This is a genomic window from Acinetobacter sp. YH12076, assembly GCF_013419525.1.
GTDB lineage: Bacteria > Pseudomonadota > Gammaproteobacteria > Pseudomonadales > Moraxellaceae > Acinetobacter > Acinetobacter amyesii.
Genome location: NZ_VOZY01000015.1, coordinates 27,737 through 46,378 on the forward strand (window position 1 = coordinate 27,737; position 18,642 = coordinate 46,378).

An 18,642-nucleotide genomic window follows, 5' to 3' on the forward strand; every position below is an offset into this window, starting at 1 on the left:
ACATTTTTTTATCTAAAAACCAATTATTTACTTGTTTAAATAATCAACTACAGAAATAATACCCAGAAAAATTAAGATAAAATTTAGAGGGAAAAATGAAATTTATTGTTGCTGTGATTTTAAGTCTAAGCATTGCAGCTTTGGTCTATTATTTTAATTCAACCCCATCCACAACGACAAATTTGCCAGCGTCTACGGTTGCTGCGAACGATGGTCCCAAAGCCTATTTGACTGCGTCATACAAGATGAATGTCGATGGTCGTGATTTTAGCTTAAAAATGGTCTACGACTTTCCCAACAGCCAAGTGTGTGAAGCCCAACTCAACAGCACTGACACCATGAATATGATTTCAACCTTTAAGCAACGCTGTTCGAGTGACTCGGTGTGTAAAGAAGCTGAAATTTCGTCTTGTTCATCTTTTACCGATCAAAAATATAAAGATATGCTCGATAAAAACTATCATGACACCCATTATATTTATTTAAGCGATAGCAAATTGACTGATCAACGTGGTGTGATAGTGTTTTGGGGACTCAATGAACAAGAGTCAGAAAAAATGTGTGACTATGTGAAAAAGAGCAATCGAACTATTAATCCTATCAATATTGAATGTCTATAACGTTGTAAATACATTCCGTTAAAAAACAAAAAAGCAGCGCTATGCTGCTTTTTTATGGATGATTTTTAATTCAATTTTTCAAATCATTTTGTCATTTGTTTCCATTGAAACTCACTATATGACTCTTCTTCTTTTAAACTGTTTTCGACCGCTTGAGCCAATTGATTCAATAAACTTTGCTCAGTAATACGATCTAACCAATCTTGGTCTTCATCTGGATAAGAGGTGATTTCACAGACTAGACGACCTGATTCATCCTGCCCCTGACATGTCACTGAAAGTGGCAATTCATGTTGATCGACACTGACTGCAATCTGATCACCACTTTGCGATAACGTTTGAAAGCCATATTTCTCAAGCTTACTTGCTAAAAACTCAGCCACTTGAGTTTGAGTATCAGTACTGCTTTCAACTCGATTTGAATCGCTATGGGCGGTGAATTGTAGTTTTCTCATGTATCTATCCAAAGACATTCTTGTTGTATAGTTTTAGCATAAGCAATTAAAACCAAACAGCCAAGCATTTGCTTGGCTGTTGTTGAATAAATATACAAATTTAGTGAATTATTTATTCACTTACCGCAATCGTTAAACCGGCTTGAGTCGCTAGCTCTGTAAATGTTGGGAAACTTGTTGCAACAGTTTCTGTACCCACGATATTAATTTCACCCGAAGTACGTAAACCTGCCATTGAGAAGCTCATTGCAATACGGTGGTCATGATGTGATTCGATTTGACCACCTGTGAAGATTGCACCCCACTCACCCGCTTTGCCTTGACCTTCAATGATGATACCGTCCTCGGTTGGCGTACAATCGATACCCATAATTTTTAGGCCATCTGCCATCACTTGAATACGATCCGACTCTTTCACTCGAAGTTCAGCTGCACCAGTCAAAATGGTTTGACCCTCTGCACATGCAGCAGCAATAAATAACGCTGGGAATTCATCAATCGCCAATGGCACTTGATCTTCTGGCATATGAATGCCTTTGAGTGTACGTGAACCACGAATACGAATATCTGCAATCGGCTCACCGCCAGCGATACGTTCATTTTCAACAGTCAGGTCAGCACCCATCTGTTTTAAAATTTCGATCACACCTGTACGTGTTGGATTAATGCCGACCGCTTCAAGTGTGACATCTGAACCTTCAGTAATCGCTGCACCCACCATAAAGAATGCTGCAGATGAAATATCAGAGGGTACTTGGATATCCGTACCGACTAACTTGCCGCCACCTTGAAGTGAAATGCGGTTGCCTTCTGTTTTCACGTCATAACCAAATGCACGAAGCATACGTTCAGAATGGTCACGTGTCGGTTCTGGCTCAGTGACAACAGTTTCACCTTCCGCCCAAAGACCTGCCAACAAAATACCAGATTTTACTTGTGCAGATGCCATTGGTAAGTCGTAGTGAATACCTTTAAGGTTTTGACTTCCAGAAATAGACACGGGCGGCGTACCACGCTCACCTGTAGTTTGAATTTGCGCACCCATTTCACGTAATGGTTTGGCAATACGTTCCATTGGACGTTTTGATAATGACGCATCACCCGTCATCACTGAATCAAACTTCTGTGCCGACAACATGCCTGAAAGCAAACGCATTGAAGTACCTGAATTGCCCATATACAAAGCGCCTGCAGGTGCTTTTAAACCATGCATACCTACACCATGAATAGTGACTTCGCCGTTTTTAGGGCCTTCAATACTTACACCCATATCGCGGAATGCTTGAAGGGTTGCCAAGGCATCTTCACCTTCAAGGAAACCAGTGACATGCGTTGTGCCTTCTGCAATAGCACCAAACATGATAGAGCGATGTGACACAGATTTATCACCTGGCACAGTAAATTTACCTTGGAATTGCTTTGGACCCGGTAAAATTTTGAATTGCTGTGTCGTCACTTTATTTTTCTCCATCAGTGGTTTCTTTGCGAGCATGTGATTGAAATGTTGGCGTGCTGCTTGTGCATGCCCCAACAGCCCCATCAACGCTTGTGAGTTTTCATCTTCAATCAGTTTGCGAAGAATAGCCAATTGTTTTTCAAAGCCATCTACCGCATTTAAAATTGCCTTTTTATTGGCAAAAAAGATGTCATGCCACATATGTGGGTCGCTTGCAGCAATGCGTGAGAAATCACGAAAACCGCCAGCGGCATAACGGAAAATATCTAAATTGTCTTCTCGGTTCGCGAGTTGCTCAACCAAGTTAAATGCCATCAAATGCGGAAGGTGACTGGTATGGGCCAACACTTCATCGTGTTTTTCCACATCCATGCAAATTACTTCCGCTTTGGCAGCTTGCCACAATTGAATTAGTTTCTCTACAGCCCAATCTGCACTGCTTGGTAAAGGTGTCAAAATCACTTTGTGATTAGCAAATAAATCTACCTTACCTGCATGCACACCTGTTAGTTCAGCCCCAGCAATCGGATGCCCCGGTACAAAACCAGCAGGCAATTGCTCACCATAGACGGCTTTCGCTGCATCAACGACATTGCCTTTGGTACTCCCAACATCGGTAATAATCGTCTGTTCGGATAGATAAGGCTTGATCGCTTCAAGGACTTTTTGTGTCGCACGTACAGGCAAAGCCAAGACAACGAGATCTGCACCTTTGACCGCTTCAGCAGGATCGCTATAACCCTGCTGAATAAGCCCTAAAGCTTTTGCATCTTCTAAAGTTTTTTGTGAACGCGTAGACGCTACAATTTCCTTAGCTAAACCTTCAGCAATCATGACGCGAGCTAGACTTGAGCCAATCAGCCCAAGCCCAATAAAAGCAACTTTTTCAAATAGTGGCACAGACATGACTTAAGCTTTAGCCTCTAAGCCCAAAACTTTAGCCAATGCAGCTAAGAATTTAGCATTTTCAGCTTCAGTCCCAATTGATACACGTAAATGCTCAGGGATACCAACTGGACGAACAATCACACCTTCTTTTAATAAAGCATTGAAAGTCTGTGCAGGATCTGCTTTTACATTTACTAAAATGAAGTTGGCACGTGAAGGCACATACGCTAAACCTAAAGCATCAAAGCCTGACTCAAGTTGAGCCATACCCGCTTTGTTCACTACGCGTGATTTTTCAATGAACGCTTCATCTTTAAGTGCAGCAACTGCAGCAACCATTGCTAAATGGTTGACGTTAAATGGTTGACGAATACGATTGAGGAAATCCGTCACTTCAACTGAAGCCAAGGCAAAACCAACACGTAACGCAGCCAAGCCATAGCATTTTGACATGGTACGGCTAACGATTAAGTTTGCGTATTGATCTAAGAATTTCAAGCTGTTGAAGTTTTCTGGGAAATATTCCACATATGCTTCATCTAAAACCACGATCACATTTGCAGGTACTTTTTGCATGAACGCTTCAAATTCAGCTTCTTCAAACCATGTACCTGTTGGATTATTTGGGTTCGCAATAAAAATTAATTTAGTATTGTCTTTAATTGCCGCAGCCATTGCATCTAGGTCATGTGAAAAACCTTTTGCAGGCACTTCAATCGCTTCAGCATTAATGGCTTGTGTCACCAGACCATACACAGCAAATGCGTGTTGGCTATACACCACAGAGTCATGCTCTGAAACAAAAGCACGAGCGAAAATTTCTAGAAGATCGTTTGAACCATTACCCAACGTAATGCGGTCATGTGCAATACCAAATTGTTTTTCAACTTGGTCTTTCAAAATAAAACCGCCACCATCCGGATATCGACCAATTTCTGCAAGTTCAGCAGCAACCGCTTCTTTCACTTTATCAGAACAACCCAATGGGTTTTCATTTGATGCGAGTTTTACGATATCTGTAATACCCAACTCACGCTCAAGTTCACTAATTGGTTTACCTGGTTGGTAAGGCTTTAGCTTTGCAATGCCTTCATTGGCTGGGACAAACGTCATTTTACACTTCCAGTTTTTTCAAATGATGAAGGTGATCAACTCCTGATGGAATTGATCACAGTTGTGATCTTAAAGAACAGCAATCGGATATGAACCCAATACACGAATTTCTTTAACCAATGGACGAATTTCTTCAATCGCTGCTTTGACATTGTCTTGTTCTACATGGCCTTCAAGGTCAACAAAGAAGACATAGGCCCATTTTTCAGGCAAGGCAGGACGTGTTTCAATACTGGTCAAACTGATATTGTGTTTTGCAAATGGTGCAAGAATTTCAAGCAACGCCCCTGCACGGTCATGCGCAGAAATCAACAATGAAGTTTTATCATTGCCCGATTGCGGTACTTTCTCACGACCAATCACCAAGAAACGAGTAGTATTTTCAGGATTGTCTTCAATATTGCTATGCAAAATTTCAAGGTTGTAAATGTTCGCAGCGACTTCAGAAGCAATTGCTGCTGAGTGCCATTCATTGCGAATACGGCGTGCAGCTTCTGCATTTGAACTGAGTGCAACACGTTCTACACCTGGATAATGAGCATCTAACCAACCACGGCATTGCGCCAAAGTTTGTTGATGAGCATAAATTTGTTTAATGCTGTCTTTACGTGTATTTTCAGACACTAAGAATTGGTGATGAATACGCAGCTCCACTTCACCAATAACATTCAGATGTGAAGATTTGAAGCAATCTAGGGTATGGTTCACTACACCTTCAGATGAGTTCTCTACAGGCACAAGACCATAGTGCGCACTGCCTGCTTCTACTTCGCGGAATACTTCATCAATCGTTGGAAGAGGGCGAACAACAGCGTCTTGACCGAAATGTTTTAAAACAGCCGAATGCGTATAAGTTCCGACTGGACCTAAAAACGCAATACTTTGCGGCGCTTCCAGGGCTAAACAAGCCGACATGATCTCACGGAATAAACGTGCCATTGTCACATCAGACAATGGGCCTTCGTTACGATCCATAACTTTACGTAAAACTTGCGCTTCACGTTCAGGACGATAAAACAATGGATTCTCTTCTGCAGCAAATTTTGCTTTTGCCACAGCTTCAGCTAGTTTCGCACGACGATTGATAAGTTGTTGAATCTGCATATCAACAGAGTCGATATCTTCACGAATTTGAGCTAAGTCCAGAGAAGTCGGAGTGTTTTGATCATCGTTGATCATTGTTATGTCGCCCTTCAAAAAAATTTTGCAAACAGTATAACAATAGTTAGCTTTCAAATGTTGCGCAATACGACTTTGATTGATTCAGCCTTAAAAACATACAGTTGATTAAAGCTTCATCAGCTTGGCTGAACAATGAGTACAGATAAACTGATAAGCCTTTGCATTTTATTAACTTTTTATTTAAGTCTAATCACCCTAATATTCCGCATTATGATCCGAATGCAAGTTTAGTCTGATCCTTCTCTATACTAACCAAGGCAAATTGATCTGTTCTGGCAGAGTTCAGAACTTTTAACTATTTCTGATATAGAAAATAGATCTGATCGACACAGTTTGATACGTTTTTATCGATTTATGCTTCGACTGTCATTGGTCGCTTTTTCAGTGATTTAATTGATGTCCTAACCTAGTATTTACAGACATTGACAGATTTATAACAAATGGGACAAGCAAATTTTTTCATTGCTTTATAGTCTCAATAACATGACAAAAATAACAACACTGAGGTACAGCGATGCACAAGAAAATTGCAGTGTTAGTGACCTACGATTTTGAAGATATTGAGTACCTTGAGCCTGTAGAGGCATTTCGAGCCGCTCGGCACAGCATTATCAATATCGAAGATCAGGTTGGAAAAATCGTTCACGGCATTAAACGACGCTCCCAGATCACCATTGATCAGAGTATCGATGACGCCTCTGTGCATGATTTTGATGCCTTGTTTATCCCCGGCGGTTATTCACCCGAGAAACTCGCTTTAGATGACCGTTTTATCTATTTTGTACGTAATTTTGCAGATAGCCAAAAGCCGATTTTGAGCAGTTGTCACGGTCCACAATTGTTATTAGAAGCTGGTGTCATACAAGGTCGCCATTTCGCCCAATCTGAAACGCTGAAATCCGCTTTGTTAAACGCAGGTGTGGTGGTGTCGGATCAATCGGTCGTGAATGATAATAACCTGTACATATCGTCTCGCAGTACTTTAGATACCCCTGAATTTATTGAAGTCTGTTTGCAAGTTTTGGGGCAACCCTCATTATCATAGGTTTCAATATATTCACTTACACTCAACCGCATAATCTAATTCAAATAAGCAAATCTATAGAAAGACATCTTAAAAAAAATAGCGAAGTCTTCACTTCGCTATTTTAATTTTCAGCCTGATAAATTGTTTATCGACCTAAAATACTTCGTGCCACGATTTCTTTCATAATTTCATTGGTGCCACCGTAGATTTGCTGAATACGTGCATCGACAAAGAAACGTGAAATTGGATATTCGGTCATATAACCATAGCCACCAAATAATTGAAGTAGATTATGTGCTACTTTCATTTGCATATCGGTAGAGAAGCTCTTGAGTGCTGCTGCAGTTTCAACATCAAGTTTGCCTTGCATATAAAGCTCAACATTTTGATTATAAAATGCCGCTGTAGCTAATTCGTCGATCTTAGCCTGCGCCAATACAAAACGAGTATTTTGGAACTGTCCAATCGCCTGTCCGAACGCTTGACGCTCTTTGACATACTGCGTTGCCACATCAATCGAGCCTCGAATCGCACCAATTGCAGTCGAAGCAATCGCGGTACGTTCACGCGGTAACTCTTGCATCAAGTAAGCAAAGCCTTGTCCAGCTTGTCCCAAAAGTTGCTCTTTCGGCACTTTAACATTGTCATAAAACAATTCAGAAGTGTCTTGCGCATGCAGACCAATTTTATCCAGGTTAGTACCCTTCTTAAATCCATCCAAATGTGTATCGACTAAAAGTAATGACACACCTTTGGCACGTGCTTGTGGATCGGTTTTCGCCGCCAATACCACTAGGTCTGCATGTTGACCATTTGAAATAAAAGTTTTCGAACCATTGAGAATATAATGATCACCCTGCAAAATCGCACTACTTCGCATAGACTGTAAGTCCGAACCTGCACCCGGCTCTGTCATACCAATGGCACCGACCACTTCACCTGTGACCATTTTCGGTAACCAATGTTGTTTTTGTTCTTCTGAACCAATGTGCAAAATATACGGTGCTGCAATTTCAGAATGGCATGAAATACCTGTCGATAATGCACTAAAACCTGCCCGTGCAGATTCTTCAACTAGCATCAGTGAATAATGCGTTGGGACGCCATAACCGCCATATTCTTCAGGCACATCGACACATAAAAAGCCATTTTCACCCAAGGCATTCCATACTGAACGCGGCATAATGCCTTCACGTTCCCATTGCTCATAATGTGGTGCGACATGCTCTGCCATAAAACGGCGAAAGTTATCTCGAAATAATTCTAAGTCTGCATCATAAGCTAGCATGTGTTTCTTCCTTGGTTGAGTTTGTTATTTTGTTGAGCTCCATCCTATTGCAGTTTAGAACAGCCGTCATGCCTAAAAACTAAAGCGTTCAAATTTGGCTTTGACCTTGCATTAAAAAAGGAAGCCGAAGCTTCCTTTTTAATTACATCTTTTACATCACAGCATCAGCGTTATGCATGATGTGCATTGCCTTCTTCTTGCATCTGACGGTCAATTTCTTCAGGATTTGCTAAAGCAAAATCCAGTTTTTCTTTGTCTAATTGACCCACCCATTTCGCAACCACAATCGTTGCCAAAGAGTTACCTACAAGGTTCGTTAATGCACGTGCTTCTGACATGAAACGGTCAATACCAAGAATTAATGCCAAACCTGCAACAGGAATATGACCCACAGCAGACAATGTTGCAGCCATCACAATAAAGCCTGAACCCGTCACACCCGCAGCACCCTTAGATGAAATGAGTAGAACCAATAACAATGTGATCTGATGCGAAATATCAAGCGGTGTATTGGTCGCTTGTGCAATAAAGATTGCTGCCATGGTTAGGTAAATAGACGTACCATCTAGGTTAAATGAATAACCTGTTGGAATAACAAGACCCACTACAGATTTTTCTGCACCAGCAAGTTCAAGTTTTTTCAACATACGTGGCAGTACAGACTCTGAAGATGACGTACCCAGTACGATCAGTAACTCTTCGCGAATCATGCGAATCATTTTCAAAATACTGAAACCGCAAATACGTGCAATTGAGCCAAGTACAAGGAAAATAAACAGCAAACAGGTAATATAGAAGCAGATGATCAATTGACCCAATTGCGCCAAACTACCGATACCATATTTACCAATGGTATAAGCCATCGCACCGAAGGCACCAATTGGCGCAAGCTTCATGATCATGTTTACAATGTTAAAGAATACATGTGCAATTTGATCAATAAACTTCAATACAGGCTTACCTGCATCACCAAGTTTATGCAATGCAAAACCAAATAATAAGGCAAATAATAGAACTTGAAGAATCTCACCCTCAGCAAACGCACCAACAACGGTGTTTGGGATGATATTCATAAAGAAATCTTGGGTAGATTGTGCTGCACCAGATTCAACATATTTAGAAATACCTGCAGTATCTAAAGATGCTGGATCTACGTTCATGCCTACACCTGGTTTTGCAATATTAATTACTGCAAGACCAATGATGAGTGCGATGGTCGAAACAATTTCGAAGTATAGTAAAGCGACACCACCTGTTTTACCCACAGATTTCATGCTTTCCATACCTGCAATACCACTCACCACGGTACAGAAGATCACAGGTGCAATAATCATTTTAATCAGCTTGATGAAACCTTGTCCTAGTGGATAGAACAATTCACCCCAGCCTTTTACGTATTGCTCGGTACCATTGATAATTTGTGTGCCACTTGGTGAGAAATGCCCCACCAATACACCCGCAATAATGGCAACGATCACTTGAAAATATAGTGACTTATAAATTGGTTTTTTAGCCATGACATTACTTCACGATATATTTCTGCTTCAAAGAAATATTCAGTTTTTGTCTATTTTCAAAAAATAAACAGCCCAAAACCCCTTTGTCTTCGACAAAAGAGCACCAAAGGTATTTGACTTAGCCAAATACAGAAAAACGAAATATGTATGGTGATTAAATAATCACATCAGGACCTGATATAAAATCAGCGCATTGATCAGGAGATGAAACACATACTAAAGTAGGTTAAATTTTACCTGTTTTTTAATGGCTTGTTCTGCCACAAATGTTAATTTCGGTTAAATAATAGACCGAGTTTATTAGACGATAGTCTAAAGACATCCTTTTTTAAACCTGTTATCAGGCTGAAAAATACCAACTATAGAAGTAAACTATCCTTAAGTCCTAATTTTAAGCCCAGTATTTGCATGAACAATAAACGAAATATTTACAAAGATTTTGAACATCCTTTTGCGCAATTTGTCCGTATCGTGGGTAAAGGTAAAAATGGCGCACGTTCTCTCACTTATGATGAAGCCTACCAAGCGTTCAGCATGATCTTAAAAGATGAGGTTTTAGACGTTCAATTGGGCGCTTTCTTGATGTTATTGCGTGTAAAAGAAGAATCTGTCGATGAACTGACAGGCTTTGTCCAAGCCACACGTGATCAGCTCAAGTTTAAAAAGCTTGATGTCGATTTAGATTGGTCATCTTATGCAGGTAAACGCAAACATTATCCTTGGTTTTTATTGGCCGCATTAACGCTGGCAAAACACGGCTACAATGTCGTAATGCATGGCGCTTCAGGTCATACCATTAACCGCCTTTATACAGAACAAGTATTAGAGTATTTGGGTTTTCCTATTTGCCAAAATGATACAGATGTGGAACAGCAGCTTATACAACGTCATTTTGCTTATATTCCGCTCGACGTCATTTCACCAATACTCAGTGATTTAATTTCACTACGCAATGTCATGGGCTTACGTTCCCCAATTCACACCCTTGCGCGTCTGATAAATCCATTTAATGCCAAAGCCACCATGCAAGCGATTTTCCATCCAGCCTATCGTGGATCACACCAACGTGCGGCATTCCAATTGGGTTATCAAAATAGTGCTGTCATTAAGGGTGAAGGTGGTGAATTCGAACGTAACCCCGATGCAAAAACCTTAATTTGTGGCATCAAGGATGGTGAAATGTATGAACATGAGTTGCCTAAACTGACGGACAACCGTAGTCCAGTCGAAGAAGAACTTGATTTGGCCGTTTTTAAAGCCGTTTGGGACGGTCAGCAGACACATGAATATGGTGAAATCGCAGTGACCGAAACCATGGGAATCGCACTGTATACCATGGGCGCCGTCGCAAGTTTTGATGATGCAATGCAAACTGCCAAAACCATGTGGGCAAATCGTCACGCTTAAATAAGCAGTATGAAGCAAAAAATTTAGGCATGCATCAAGCCAATAAAAAGCCAGCATTAAGCTGGCTTTTTCAATCAGACAGAAAACGGATTAAACGAAACGAATCGGCTTGAACTCAGGTTCTTCCACATGCGAGTCGCAATGCTCATCTTCTTCTTTGGTCCCGCGGTCGATATAACCACTACGCTCATCTTCTGGCAAATGTTTAATTTCCCATGCATACACCGCTTGCATACAAATTTGACGTTGTTCTTGAGTCAGCGCTACGCCATTTGGCCATTTACCAATTTCAATTGCCGTTTTTAATCGACCAACAATTTCAGGATCGAGTACGGCAAGCATCTGTTCAATATTCATAATTAATCCTGCTTTAATGAGTCAAAATCTTGGTTCCAGCCTAGCTTGGTACGACATGCCATATAGAAGTCATAACCAGGTGGATGTAATAAGTTGAGCTTAAATGGATGTTTGCGGATATGTAAACTATCGCCGACACCCAATGATACACTGTGTTGACCATCGGCACTGACCATTGGTAGAACACGATTTTCACGAATCAAAATTTTAATTTCGCTTTGTCCGCCGACGACAATCGGCCGTGACGACAAAGTATGTGGATGCATTGGCACTAAGGCAATCGCATCCATACTTGGGTGGACAATCGGACCACCACCAGATAATGCATAAGCTGTAGAGCCGGTTGGTGTCGAAACAATTAAACCGTCACTGTGTTGGCGGTATACATATTGCCCATCAATATTCAGTTCAAAGTCGATCATGTGTACCGATTTACCCGAGTGCAGCACAATATCATTTAAAGCCACGGCATCATAAATCGACTCGCCTTTCGAGCGAATTTCCATTTCTAGCAAGAAACGTCGGTCTAGCTGAAACTCACCTTTGAGCACTTGATCTAACTTGAAAATCACTTCTGTCGGTTTGATATCGGTCAGGAAGCCCAAACGACCACGGTTCACCCCAATCACAGGGGTATTATATTTCACCAAGGCACGTGCGGCATGAAGCAATGAACCATCACCTCCGACAACGATCACCAAATCGACAACTTCACCCAATAAATTACGGCTGACCGTCTGAGTATTATTGTAGGGAACCAGCTGCGCTGTTTGCGTATCAAATACAGGATGTAATCCCAAACTCAAAATATGATCGTGGATCAAACATAGGGTTTCGATCACTGATGATTTGTCTGGACGACCAATCAACCCAATGTTTCGAAATGATTTATGTGAAATTTGCACCTGCGCTTTTGCTCCGCTTCGCCTCATTGGTATCATATCACTAACAGAAATGATTTAAAAAAACTTTAAAGTTTCGACTTTAGTGAAGTAGCTTCCAATATTTTGCATACATATAACAGTTTAAATATTGCAAAATACTGAAAAGCTTCGCATGATTAGCAAAATTTCTCAGGGTATTATCACTATTTATGAAGTCTGAACATGGCATAGGCATAATTGCACTGATTTTTTCGCTGTTGATTATCGGCGGATTTCTCGTGTTCAGCATTTATCTTATTCGTCTAGATAATATTGTACGGGACAAATTCGAAGGTCAACGTTGGGATATTCCAGCTAAGGTATTTGCTCGTCCTTTAGAAATTTACACCAATGCGCCTGTAAGCCAAGCAGACCTCAACCAAGAACTGAAACTTTTGGGCTATAACGCTCAAGACAGCTATGCGAAAACGGGAAGTTACGTTACTTCTGGCAATGTAACCTATATCCATACGCGTGGTTTTGACTTTGGTGATAGTGTCGACCCTGAACAAGTCCTTAAAGTGACCTTTGGTGAAGATCAAATCACTGAAGTAAGTGCGACCAAGCCTTCAAGTAGTGGTATTGCCCGCTTAGAGCCGATGTTAATTGGTGGTATTTATCCTCAGCACAATGAAGACCGTGTGCTGATTAAACTGGATAAAGTACCTAAGCCTTTAATCCAAGCTTTAATTGCTACAGAAGACCGTAATTTCTATCAGCATCATGGTATTTCCATTCGTGGTACAGCACGTGCCATCGTAAGTAATGTCACCGGTGGTAAACGTCAAGGTGGTTCGACCCTCACTCAACAATTGGTGAAAAATTTCTATTTATCGCCTGAAAAAACCATTAAGCGTAAGGCCAATGAAGCCTTAATGGCGATGCTGATTGAACTCCACTATGACAAAGATGAAATTCTTGAAGCCTATTTAAACGAAGTGAATTTAGGTCAAAACGGTAACTATTCAATCAATGGTTATGGTTTAGCCTCGCAATTTTATTTTGGTTTACCCCTACGTGAATTAAATATTTCCCAACAGGCTTATTTAGTCGGTCTGGTTCAAGGCCCGACCCTATTTAATCCGTGGAAAAACCCTGAAGGTGCGATTAAACGCCGTAATATTGTGTTAAACAATATGGTGGTGATGGGCTATTTAACTCAGGAACAATATGAAACTGAGTCAGCACGTCCATTGAATGTCATTACAAAACCAACATTGGGCCCTTCTCGCTTCCCAGACTATATGGATATCGTGCGTCGTCAACTGCGTACTGAATACCAAGAAAGCGATTTGACCAATCAAGGTCTGCGTATTTTCACCGCGATGGACCCGATTGCTCAAACTCGTGTACAAACTGCATTTAAAGAATCTGTGGCGCGTTTAAGCAATGCCAATCCAGCACGTTTGAAAGAATTACAAGGCGCGGTATTGGTGTCTCATCCTGAAAATGGTGAATTGGTTTCAGCAGTCGGTTCAACGCAGGACTTTACCGGCTTTAACCGTACAATGGATGCTAAACGTCAAGTCGGTTCATTGCTAAAACCTGTGATTTACCTCAGTGCGATAGAATCCAACCGCTATAACTGGGCGAGTCAGATCGAAGATAGCCCTATCAGCATTCAAAGTGATGGCAAAGCTTGGACACCGAAAAACTATAGTGGTGGTGCACATGGTGTCGTACCAATGGTCGATGCCCTATCAAACTCTTATAACCTCTCTGCGGTACGCTTAGGTCAAGAGTTCGGTATGTCGACTTTTATTAACCATCTGAAAAAGTTTGGTGTGACGTCTAATATTCCAAACTACCCTTCGATTTACCTCGGTGCTATCGATATGTCACCGATGGAAGTCATGAGTGTCTATGGAAACTTTGCAACCGGTGGCTTCAAATATCCAGTGAAAGCTATTCGTTCAGTGGTCGATGCCAATGGTCGTTTATTAGATCGTTATAGCTTAACGGTACAACCGACTATTGCACCTGATGCAGCCTTTATCTTGAACTACGGTTTACAACAAGTGATGAGTTCAGGGACAGGCCGTTCTGCTTATGCATCATTACCAGCTTCACTCAAACTTGCAGGTAAATCAGGGACAACCAATGATACGCGTGACTCATGGTTTGCAGGTTATTCAGGTAATTATTTAAGTGTGGTTTGGTTGGGTTTAGACAACAACAAAGTTACAGGCTTAACTGGTTCGTCAGGAGCACTTCCTGTTTGGACCAATGTGATGAAGCAGTTACGTCAAAAACCAGTTAATTTACGTCAACCAGACAGCGTGCAGTGGCATTGGTTAGACCGTTATTCAGGTAATTTATCTGCGCAGCATTGTACAGGTGCGATGTATATTCCTCTGTCGCGCAACTCCATTCCAAATCAGGCGACAGCATGTGGTTCGACACAATATGAAGTAGAACCTTACACAGTTGATACTGAAGAGACGCAGCCAACTCAGGAACAAAATGATAGTTTAGGTGACTACATTCGTGAAAGTGATGTCGATAATGATCAGGGTTCATCTGATCAACCTCGCATCATCTCAAGTGGAGAGTATTCAAATTAAACTGCAAAATATTAAAGTTTTAAAAACGTTCAGTATTCTGAGCGTTTTGACGATCATTTTGGCAGGTTGCCAAACTATGATCGAACCTGAGCAAAAGCCGCCTGCTCCGCCTGAAAAAAAGGCAGATATCCATGACCCTTCTGGGGTCATCATTACGCCATATGACCATCCAGAAATTAAACGTCAACGCATCGTTATTCCTGAACAGAAAACCCAAATTCAAAAGTTTGATGATGGTCGCAACTTACCTGCATTCAAAAAATTGATGCAAACTACGCAAACCGCTTATGCCAATGGAAAATGGAATGAAGCTGAAAGTGCGGCAACTCAAGCACAGCGTTTGGCACCACAATCTGCGGAAACTTTTTTATATTTGGCAATGATCGCCAATCGAAAAAATCAACCTGCGAATGCAGAATCGTTGGCACTGCGTGGATTAAGCTATGCTCAAACCAAGCCGATGAAACAACAGCTTTGGAATGTTGTTTTAAAAGCCGGTCAAATGCAAAAGAAAAGCAGCACCATTCAGAAGGCACAACAAGCCATTAAAGCTCTTTAAGCACCCAAAAACAAACCTGATCTTAATTGAGATCAGGCTTGTTTTTATTCATAACATACTAAAAGTAAGTTTATTTCTCATAATTATTATTAAATAATGTTACGCCGTAACATCAGGAGCGTAATTTGATCCAAATAAAAGTACGATATACGGTAACTTCATCCGCAAGTATTTGAGACAAGACTACATCTATTTAAAAATGTTTTTGCGATACTTTGGATAAATTAACGCTAGTGAACGAGTTTTGTCAGTGAGGTGCATTGCACCGCAAGTTGGTTTCCTTGCGAAGCACGCTTCTCATTTTGCCTAATGAGAAACATCGTTTCGTACGAGTACCTCCAGCCGAAGGCTAATCCCTTTATTCAATCTCAAGATTTAAGACTCCGTCGTATCGGCTTAAAAATCATTTTAAAAATGCGTAATTATTTTTTATGGGCGTAACATCAGTAAATAGCTTACAAATAGTAAGTCTATTTCTAACCAACCTTCACTGAATTTTACATAACGACTTTCAAATACGACTTTAATTCAATATACACATTCTAGTTTCTAAAAATTGCGAATACCTGCCACCCCATAAGCATGATGTTGCTGTGAAATAGACAATAATTCAGGACGCATGCCACCTAAAGCAAAAACAGGGATTTCTATGCCTCGTGCAATCTCAGAAAAATGCGCCCATCCCATACCTTGCGCCTCTGGATGACTTTGTGTCGCCAGAACTGGGCTCATAAAAATAGCCTCACAGCCAATTTTTTGCGCATGCAGTGCAGAAACTTGATCATGACAAGCGGCGATATAGCGCTTCCCAAGCTGTAAATCACCTTTATTTTTTTTCAGCAATTGGTGCTGCTTAAGATGTAAAGCCGAAATATGTGCTTGCACCTCTGTAGAGAGTAATGACCATAGATCTTCATTAATTATCAATTGCTTTAAAATCACGGTAGGTAATTGATTTAATGCCTCTGCATTTTCTGCGCTGGCATCGACTCGCCAATAATACAACAGCGTCTCTTGAAGCGTTTCAAGTGTTGGTAGATCGGCTGTGATTTTGATCTGTTGCTGCCAATATAAACGTTGCAAAATAGCTTGATTGGCCTTTGGAAAATTCAAGCTCATGAGCTGTTGACGTGAATACCAGGCCCATGGCTTTTGGATTTCATTCAGCAATGCATGCGGGACAGTGGCATGAAATAAATGTAAATTCACAATAACATCATCATATTCATGCTGAATAAAATCAAAAGCATGCCAGTCGTGTAAACCAATGCCAACCTCTTCAAAAATTTCACGACGACACGCTTGTTCAGGACTTTCACCCTGCTCGACTTTACCACCCGGAAACTCATGTTTATTGCCCTGATGTTGTTTTGCTTCACGCCACCCCACCAGTACTTTGTCTTGATGCAATAAAATCGCAATGGCGACATCGATTTGCGGTTTCGACATAGTTCCCTGCTCTCTACTCTGTTCCAATTGATATCCAAGTGTAAGCAAATTTATCTTTTTTATAAAATTCTAAAATTACCGTTGACAGGCCTATTCGATAATGATTATCATTTAAAACATTCAGAAATACACCACGGAGTCGACGGAATGAACGCACCATTTAGCCTTTTTACTCGTAGCAATGAAGCACACCACTCACTGCCAATGCTACATTCAAACAACCTTTTTGCTTTAGGACGTGAAATTCGCATTATGCATGCAGGTGAAGAATATCGACTACGTTTAACACGAAATAATCGCCTTATTTTGACCAAATAATTTCTGATAAAAATAATAATTATCAGCGCAATAAAAATAATCGTGGACACAAGCAGTAAGCTATACGCTTACTGTTTTTTAAGTTTTGTACTTAGTTAAATTAAGCTTTATAGCTACTCAAACTTAATTTAAATCGCAACACTCATCTTCCTCTCACAATACTCTTTCGCTCAAATTCAATAGGGCAAATTATGTTTTTAGCGGATTGGAAAAATGAGTTGTACCTTTAAGCCACCCAGTTCAGATGCATCCACACTTAAATGGCCTTGATGTAACTGTACAATTTTTTGGGCAATTGAAATACCTAAACCTGAACCTTGCGTCTTCGTTCCCAATACGCGGTAAAACCGCTCGCCAATACGTTGCAATTCTGCGGCTGTCAGTCCTGCACCTTGATTTTCAATCGTCCAAACCGCCTGCTGTGCTGTTACCATTAAATCAATCTTGACCTGTCCTTGCGTAGGACTATAGCGAATAGCGTTATCGACTAAATTGCGTAGACAGCTAAACATCAACTCTGCGTTCATCTCAAACTGTACAGACTGGGTCTGTAGCTTCAATTCGATCTGCTTTTCTTCAATAAAAGGCTGTAAAGCGTCAAGGACTTGTAAACTCAGCTGTTCTAAGTCGTCTTGTTTTTTATCTAATTGCTCCGATTGCGTCGGGTCGAGCCGTGCCAAAATTAGTAGATTTTCCAACACGCGTGTTCCTCGATTAACATCGTGCTGTATGCTCAATAAATCCTGCTGAATGTCGGGATATTTTCGTTTTAATACCTGAAGTCGCATTTGAATCGCAGACAGCGGTGAGCGTAATTCATGTGAGGCATCGGAGGTAAAGCGTTGTTCCGCCTCTAAGGCTTGATCTAATCGGTTTAATAAAAAATTCAGCTGTGTTTGGATCGGTTCTAGTTCCTGTAATACAGGTTCAGGTAAAACAATGGCTTGTAAGTCATCTACATTTTTTTCAGCGATTTGTTTTGAAAAGAGCTTTAGAACTTTCAATTGACGTTTAATAAAAATATGCAGTAATAGCCATTGGATCAACCAGACAATCAACAGAATCCCTGCATAGCCTAGTACGCTTTGCAGCGTTTCCCTCAGCCGTGTTTTCATCGGTTGAATGATTTGTACGGTTAATCCATCGTCCTGAAGTGCATAGCTACGCCAAAGCGCGCCTTCTCTCCATTGATAATGCAACCCTTGTTTTAAATTGGGCTGATGTTCAAATGCTGTGTGTTGTTCCGATGTGGTTAAGACTTGCGACCCTTGCATGAGTTGATATTGCATATCAAACTCTTCACTCAGTTCATCTATTTGTTCGTCTTGCTTCAGCGTTAGATCAGTAGCAGTAAGCATATCTGCCACTTCGTCCATCAGGGCATCGTGTACATTCATGATGTGATAAAGACCAAATCCCAACATCAGACACAGGGAGATTGCTCCCGCCCAAATTGCACTGAGCAGTGAGGTTTTAATCAGTTGCGACTGTAAGGAAATGCTTTTTTTATCACTCATAG

General features: G+C 40.9%; 16 protein-coding genes. 6 read left to right on the plus strand and 10 right to left on the minus strand.

Annotation, left to right across the window (positions count from 1 at the left end; genetic code table 11):
- The first annotated feature begins 95 nt into the window (after window positions 1-95).
- On the plus strand, window positions 96-620 hold the full coding sequence (locus FTU22_RS14115) for a hypothetical protein (RefSeq protein WP_180085752.1): 525 nt from the start codon (window positions 96-98) through the stop codon (window positions 618-620).
- Window positions 621-703: 83 nt separating this feature from the next.
- Here FTU22_RS14115 and FTU22_RS14120 read toward each other — a convergent pair whose 3' ends face one another.
- From FTU22_RS14120 to pheA, 4 genes are all read right to left on the minus strand, one after another.
- Window positions 704-1,075, minus strand: a complete 372-nt coding sequence (locus tag FTU22_RS14120; protein ID WP_180009482.1) for a hypothetical protein — start codon at window positions 1,073-1,075, stop codon at window positions 704-706.
- A gap of 112 nt (window positions 1,076-1,187) precedes the next feature.
- Window positions 1,188-3,437 (minus strand): bifunctional prephenate dehydrogenase/3-phosphoshikimate 1-carboxyvinyltransferase, encoded by a 2,250-nt coding sequence (locus FTU22_RS14125; RefSeq protein ID WP_180095076.1) that lies wholly within the window; start codon window positions 3,435-3,437, stop codon window positions 1,188-1,190.
- Between the two features lie 3 nt (window positions 3,438-3,440).
- Window positions 3,441-4,532, minus strand: coding sequence for a histidinol-phosphate transaminase (gene hisC, locus FTU22_RS14130; RefSeq protein WP_180095078.1), 1,092 nt, complete (start codon window positions 4,530-4,532; stop codon window positions 3,441-3,443).
- Between the two features lie 69 nt (window positions 4,533-4,601).
- Window positions 4,602-5,711, minus strand: coding sequence for a prephenate dehydratase (pheA, locus tag FTU22_RS14135; RefSeq protein WP_180077541.1), 1,110 nt, complete (start codon window positions 5,709-5,711; stop codon window positions 4,602-4,604).
- Window positions 5,712-6,228: 517 nt separating this feature from the next.
- On the opposite strand from pheA, the gene FTU22_RS14140 reads away from it, so the two are divergent.
- Window positions 6,229-6,759, plus strand: coding sequence for a DJ-1/PfpI family protein (locus FTU22_RS14140; RefSeq protein ID WP_180095080.1), 531 nt, complete (start codon window positions 6,229-6,231; stop codon window positions 6,757-6,759).
- A 127-nt stretch (window positions 6,760-6,886) separates the two neighbouring features.
- Here the strand turns inward: FTU22_RS14140 and FTU22_RS14145 are convergent, their stop codons facing one another.
- Together FTU22_RS14145 and FTU22_RS14150 are read right to left on the minus strand one after the other, a co-directional pair.
- Window positions 6,887-8,029: an acyl-CoA dehydrogenase family protein gene (locus FTU22_RS14145; RefSeq protein WP_180095082.1), complete on the minus strand. Its 1,143-nt coding sequence runs from the start codon at window positions 8,027-8,029 to the stop codon at window positions 6,887-6,889.
- Between the two features lie 170 nt (window positions 8,030-8,199).
- Entirely contained in the window at window positions 8,200-9,546 is a 1,347-nt protein-coding gene (locus tag FTU22_RS14150) for a dicarboxylate/amino acid:cation symporter (protein WP_168379336.1), read from the minus strand.
- A 408-nt stretch (window positions 9,547-9,954) separates the two neighbouring features.
- On the opposite strand from FTU22_RS14150, the gene FTU22_RS14155 reads away from it, so the two are divergent.
- The gene (locus FTU22_RS14155) at window positions 9,955-10,953 is read left to right on the plus strand and encodes a glycosyl transferase family protein (RefSeq protein ID WP_180095084.1); all 999 of its coding nucleotides are present in this window, start codon (window positions 9,955-9,957) and stop codon (window positions 10,951-10,953) included.
- 90 nt (window positions 10,954-11,043) lie between these two features.
- Here FTU22_RS14155 and FTU22_RS14160 read toward each other — a convergent pair whose 3' ends face one another.
- Complete coding sequence (locus FTU22_RS14160; protein ID WP_078189099.1) at window positions 11,044-11,310, minus strand: YeaC family protein; 267 nt, start codon at window positions 11,308-11,310, stop codon at window positions 11,044-11,046.
- 2 nt (window positions 11,311-11,312) lie between these two features.
- The gene (locus FTU22_RS14165) at window positions 11,313-12,251 is read right to left on the minus strand and encodes an NAD(+) kinase (protein WP_078189100.1); all 939 of its coding nucleotides are present in this window, start codon (window positions 12,249-12,251) and stop codon (window positions 11,313-11,315) included.
- 152 nt (window positions 12,252-12,403) lie between these two features.
- Here FTU22_RS14165 and mrcB point away from each other — a divergent pair, with 152 nt between their 5' ends.
- Together mrcB and FTU22_RS14175 are read left to right on the plus strand one after the other, a co-directional pair.
- Window positions 12,404-14,797 (plus strand): penicillin-binding protein 1B, encoded by a 2,394-nt coding sequence (gene mrcB / locus FTU22_RS14170; protein ID WP_180095086.1) that lies wholly within the window; start codon window positions 12,404-12,406, stop codon window positions 14,795-14,797.
- 76 nt (window positions 14,798-14,873) lie between these two features.
- Window positions 14,874-15,356: a tetratricopeptide repeat protein gene (locus FTU22_RS14175; RefSeq protein ID WP_180095107.1), complete on the plus strand. Its 483-nt coding sequence runs from the start codon at window positions 14,874-14,876 to the stop codon at window positions 15,354-15,356.
- Between the two features lie 549 nt (window positions 15,357-15,905).
- Here the strand turns inward: FTU22_RS14175 and FTU22_RS14180 are convergent.
- The gene (locus FTU22_RS14180; protein ID WP_180095088.1) at window positions 15,906-16,805 is read right to left on the minus strand and encodes an NUDIX domain-containing protein; all 900 of its coding nucleotides are present in this window, start codon (window positions 16,803-16,805) and stop codon (window positions 15,906-15,908) included.
- 147 nt (window positions 16,806-16,952) lie between these two features.
- Between FTU22_RS14180 and hemP the strand changes: the two genes are divergently transcribed.
- On the plus strand, window positions 16,953-17,123 hold the full coding sequence (gene hemP / locus FTU22_RS14185) for a hemin uptake protein HemP (protein WP_078189103.1): 171 nt from the start codon (window positions 16,953-16,955) through the stop codon (window positions 17,121-17,123).
- Window positions 17,124-17,320: 197 nt separating this feature from the next.
- Here the strand turns inward: hemP and FTU22_RS14190 are convergent, their stop codons facing one another.
- Window positions 17,321-18,640 carry a HAMP domain-containing sensor histidine kinase gene (locus FTU22_RS14190; protein ID WP_180095090.1) on the minus strand — a complete coding sequence of 440 codons (1,320 nt, stop codon included), beginning with the start codon at window positions 18,638-18,640 and terminating at the stop codon, window positions 17,321-17,323.
- Window positions 18,641-18,642 lie beyond the last annotated feature (2 nt).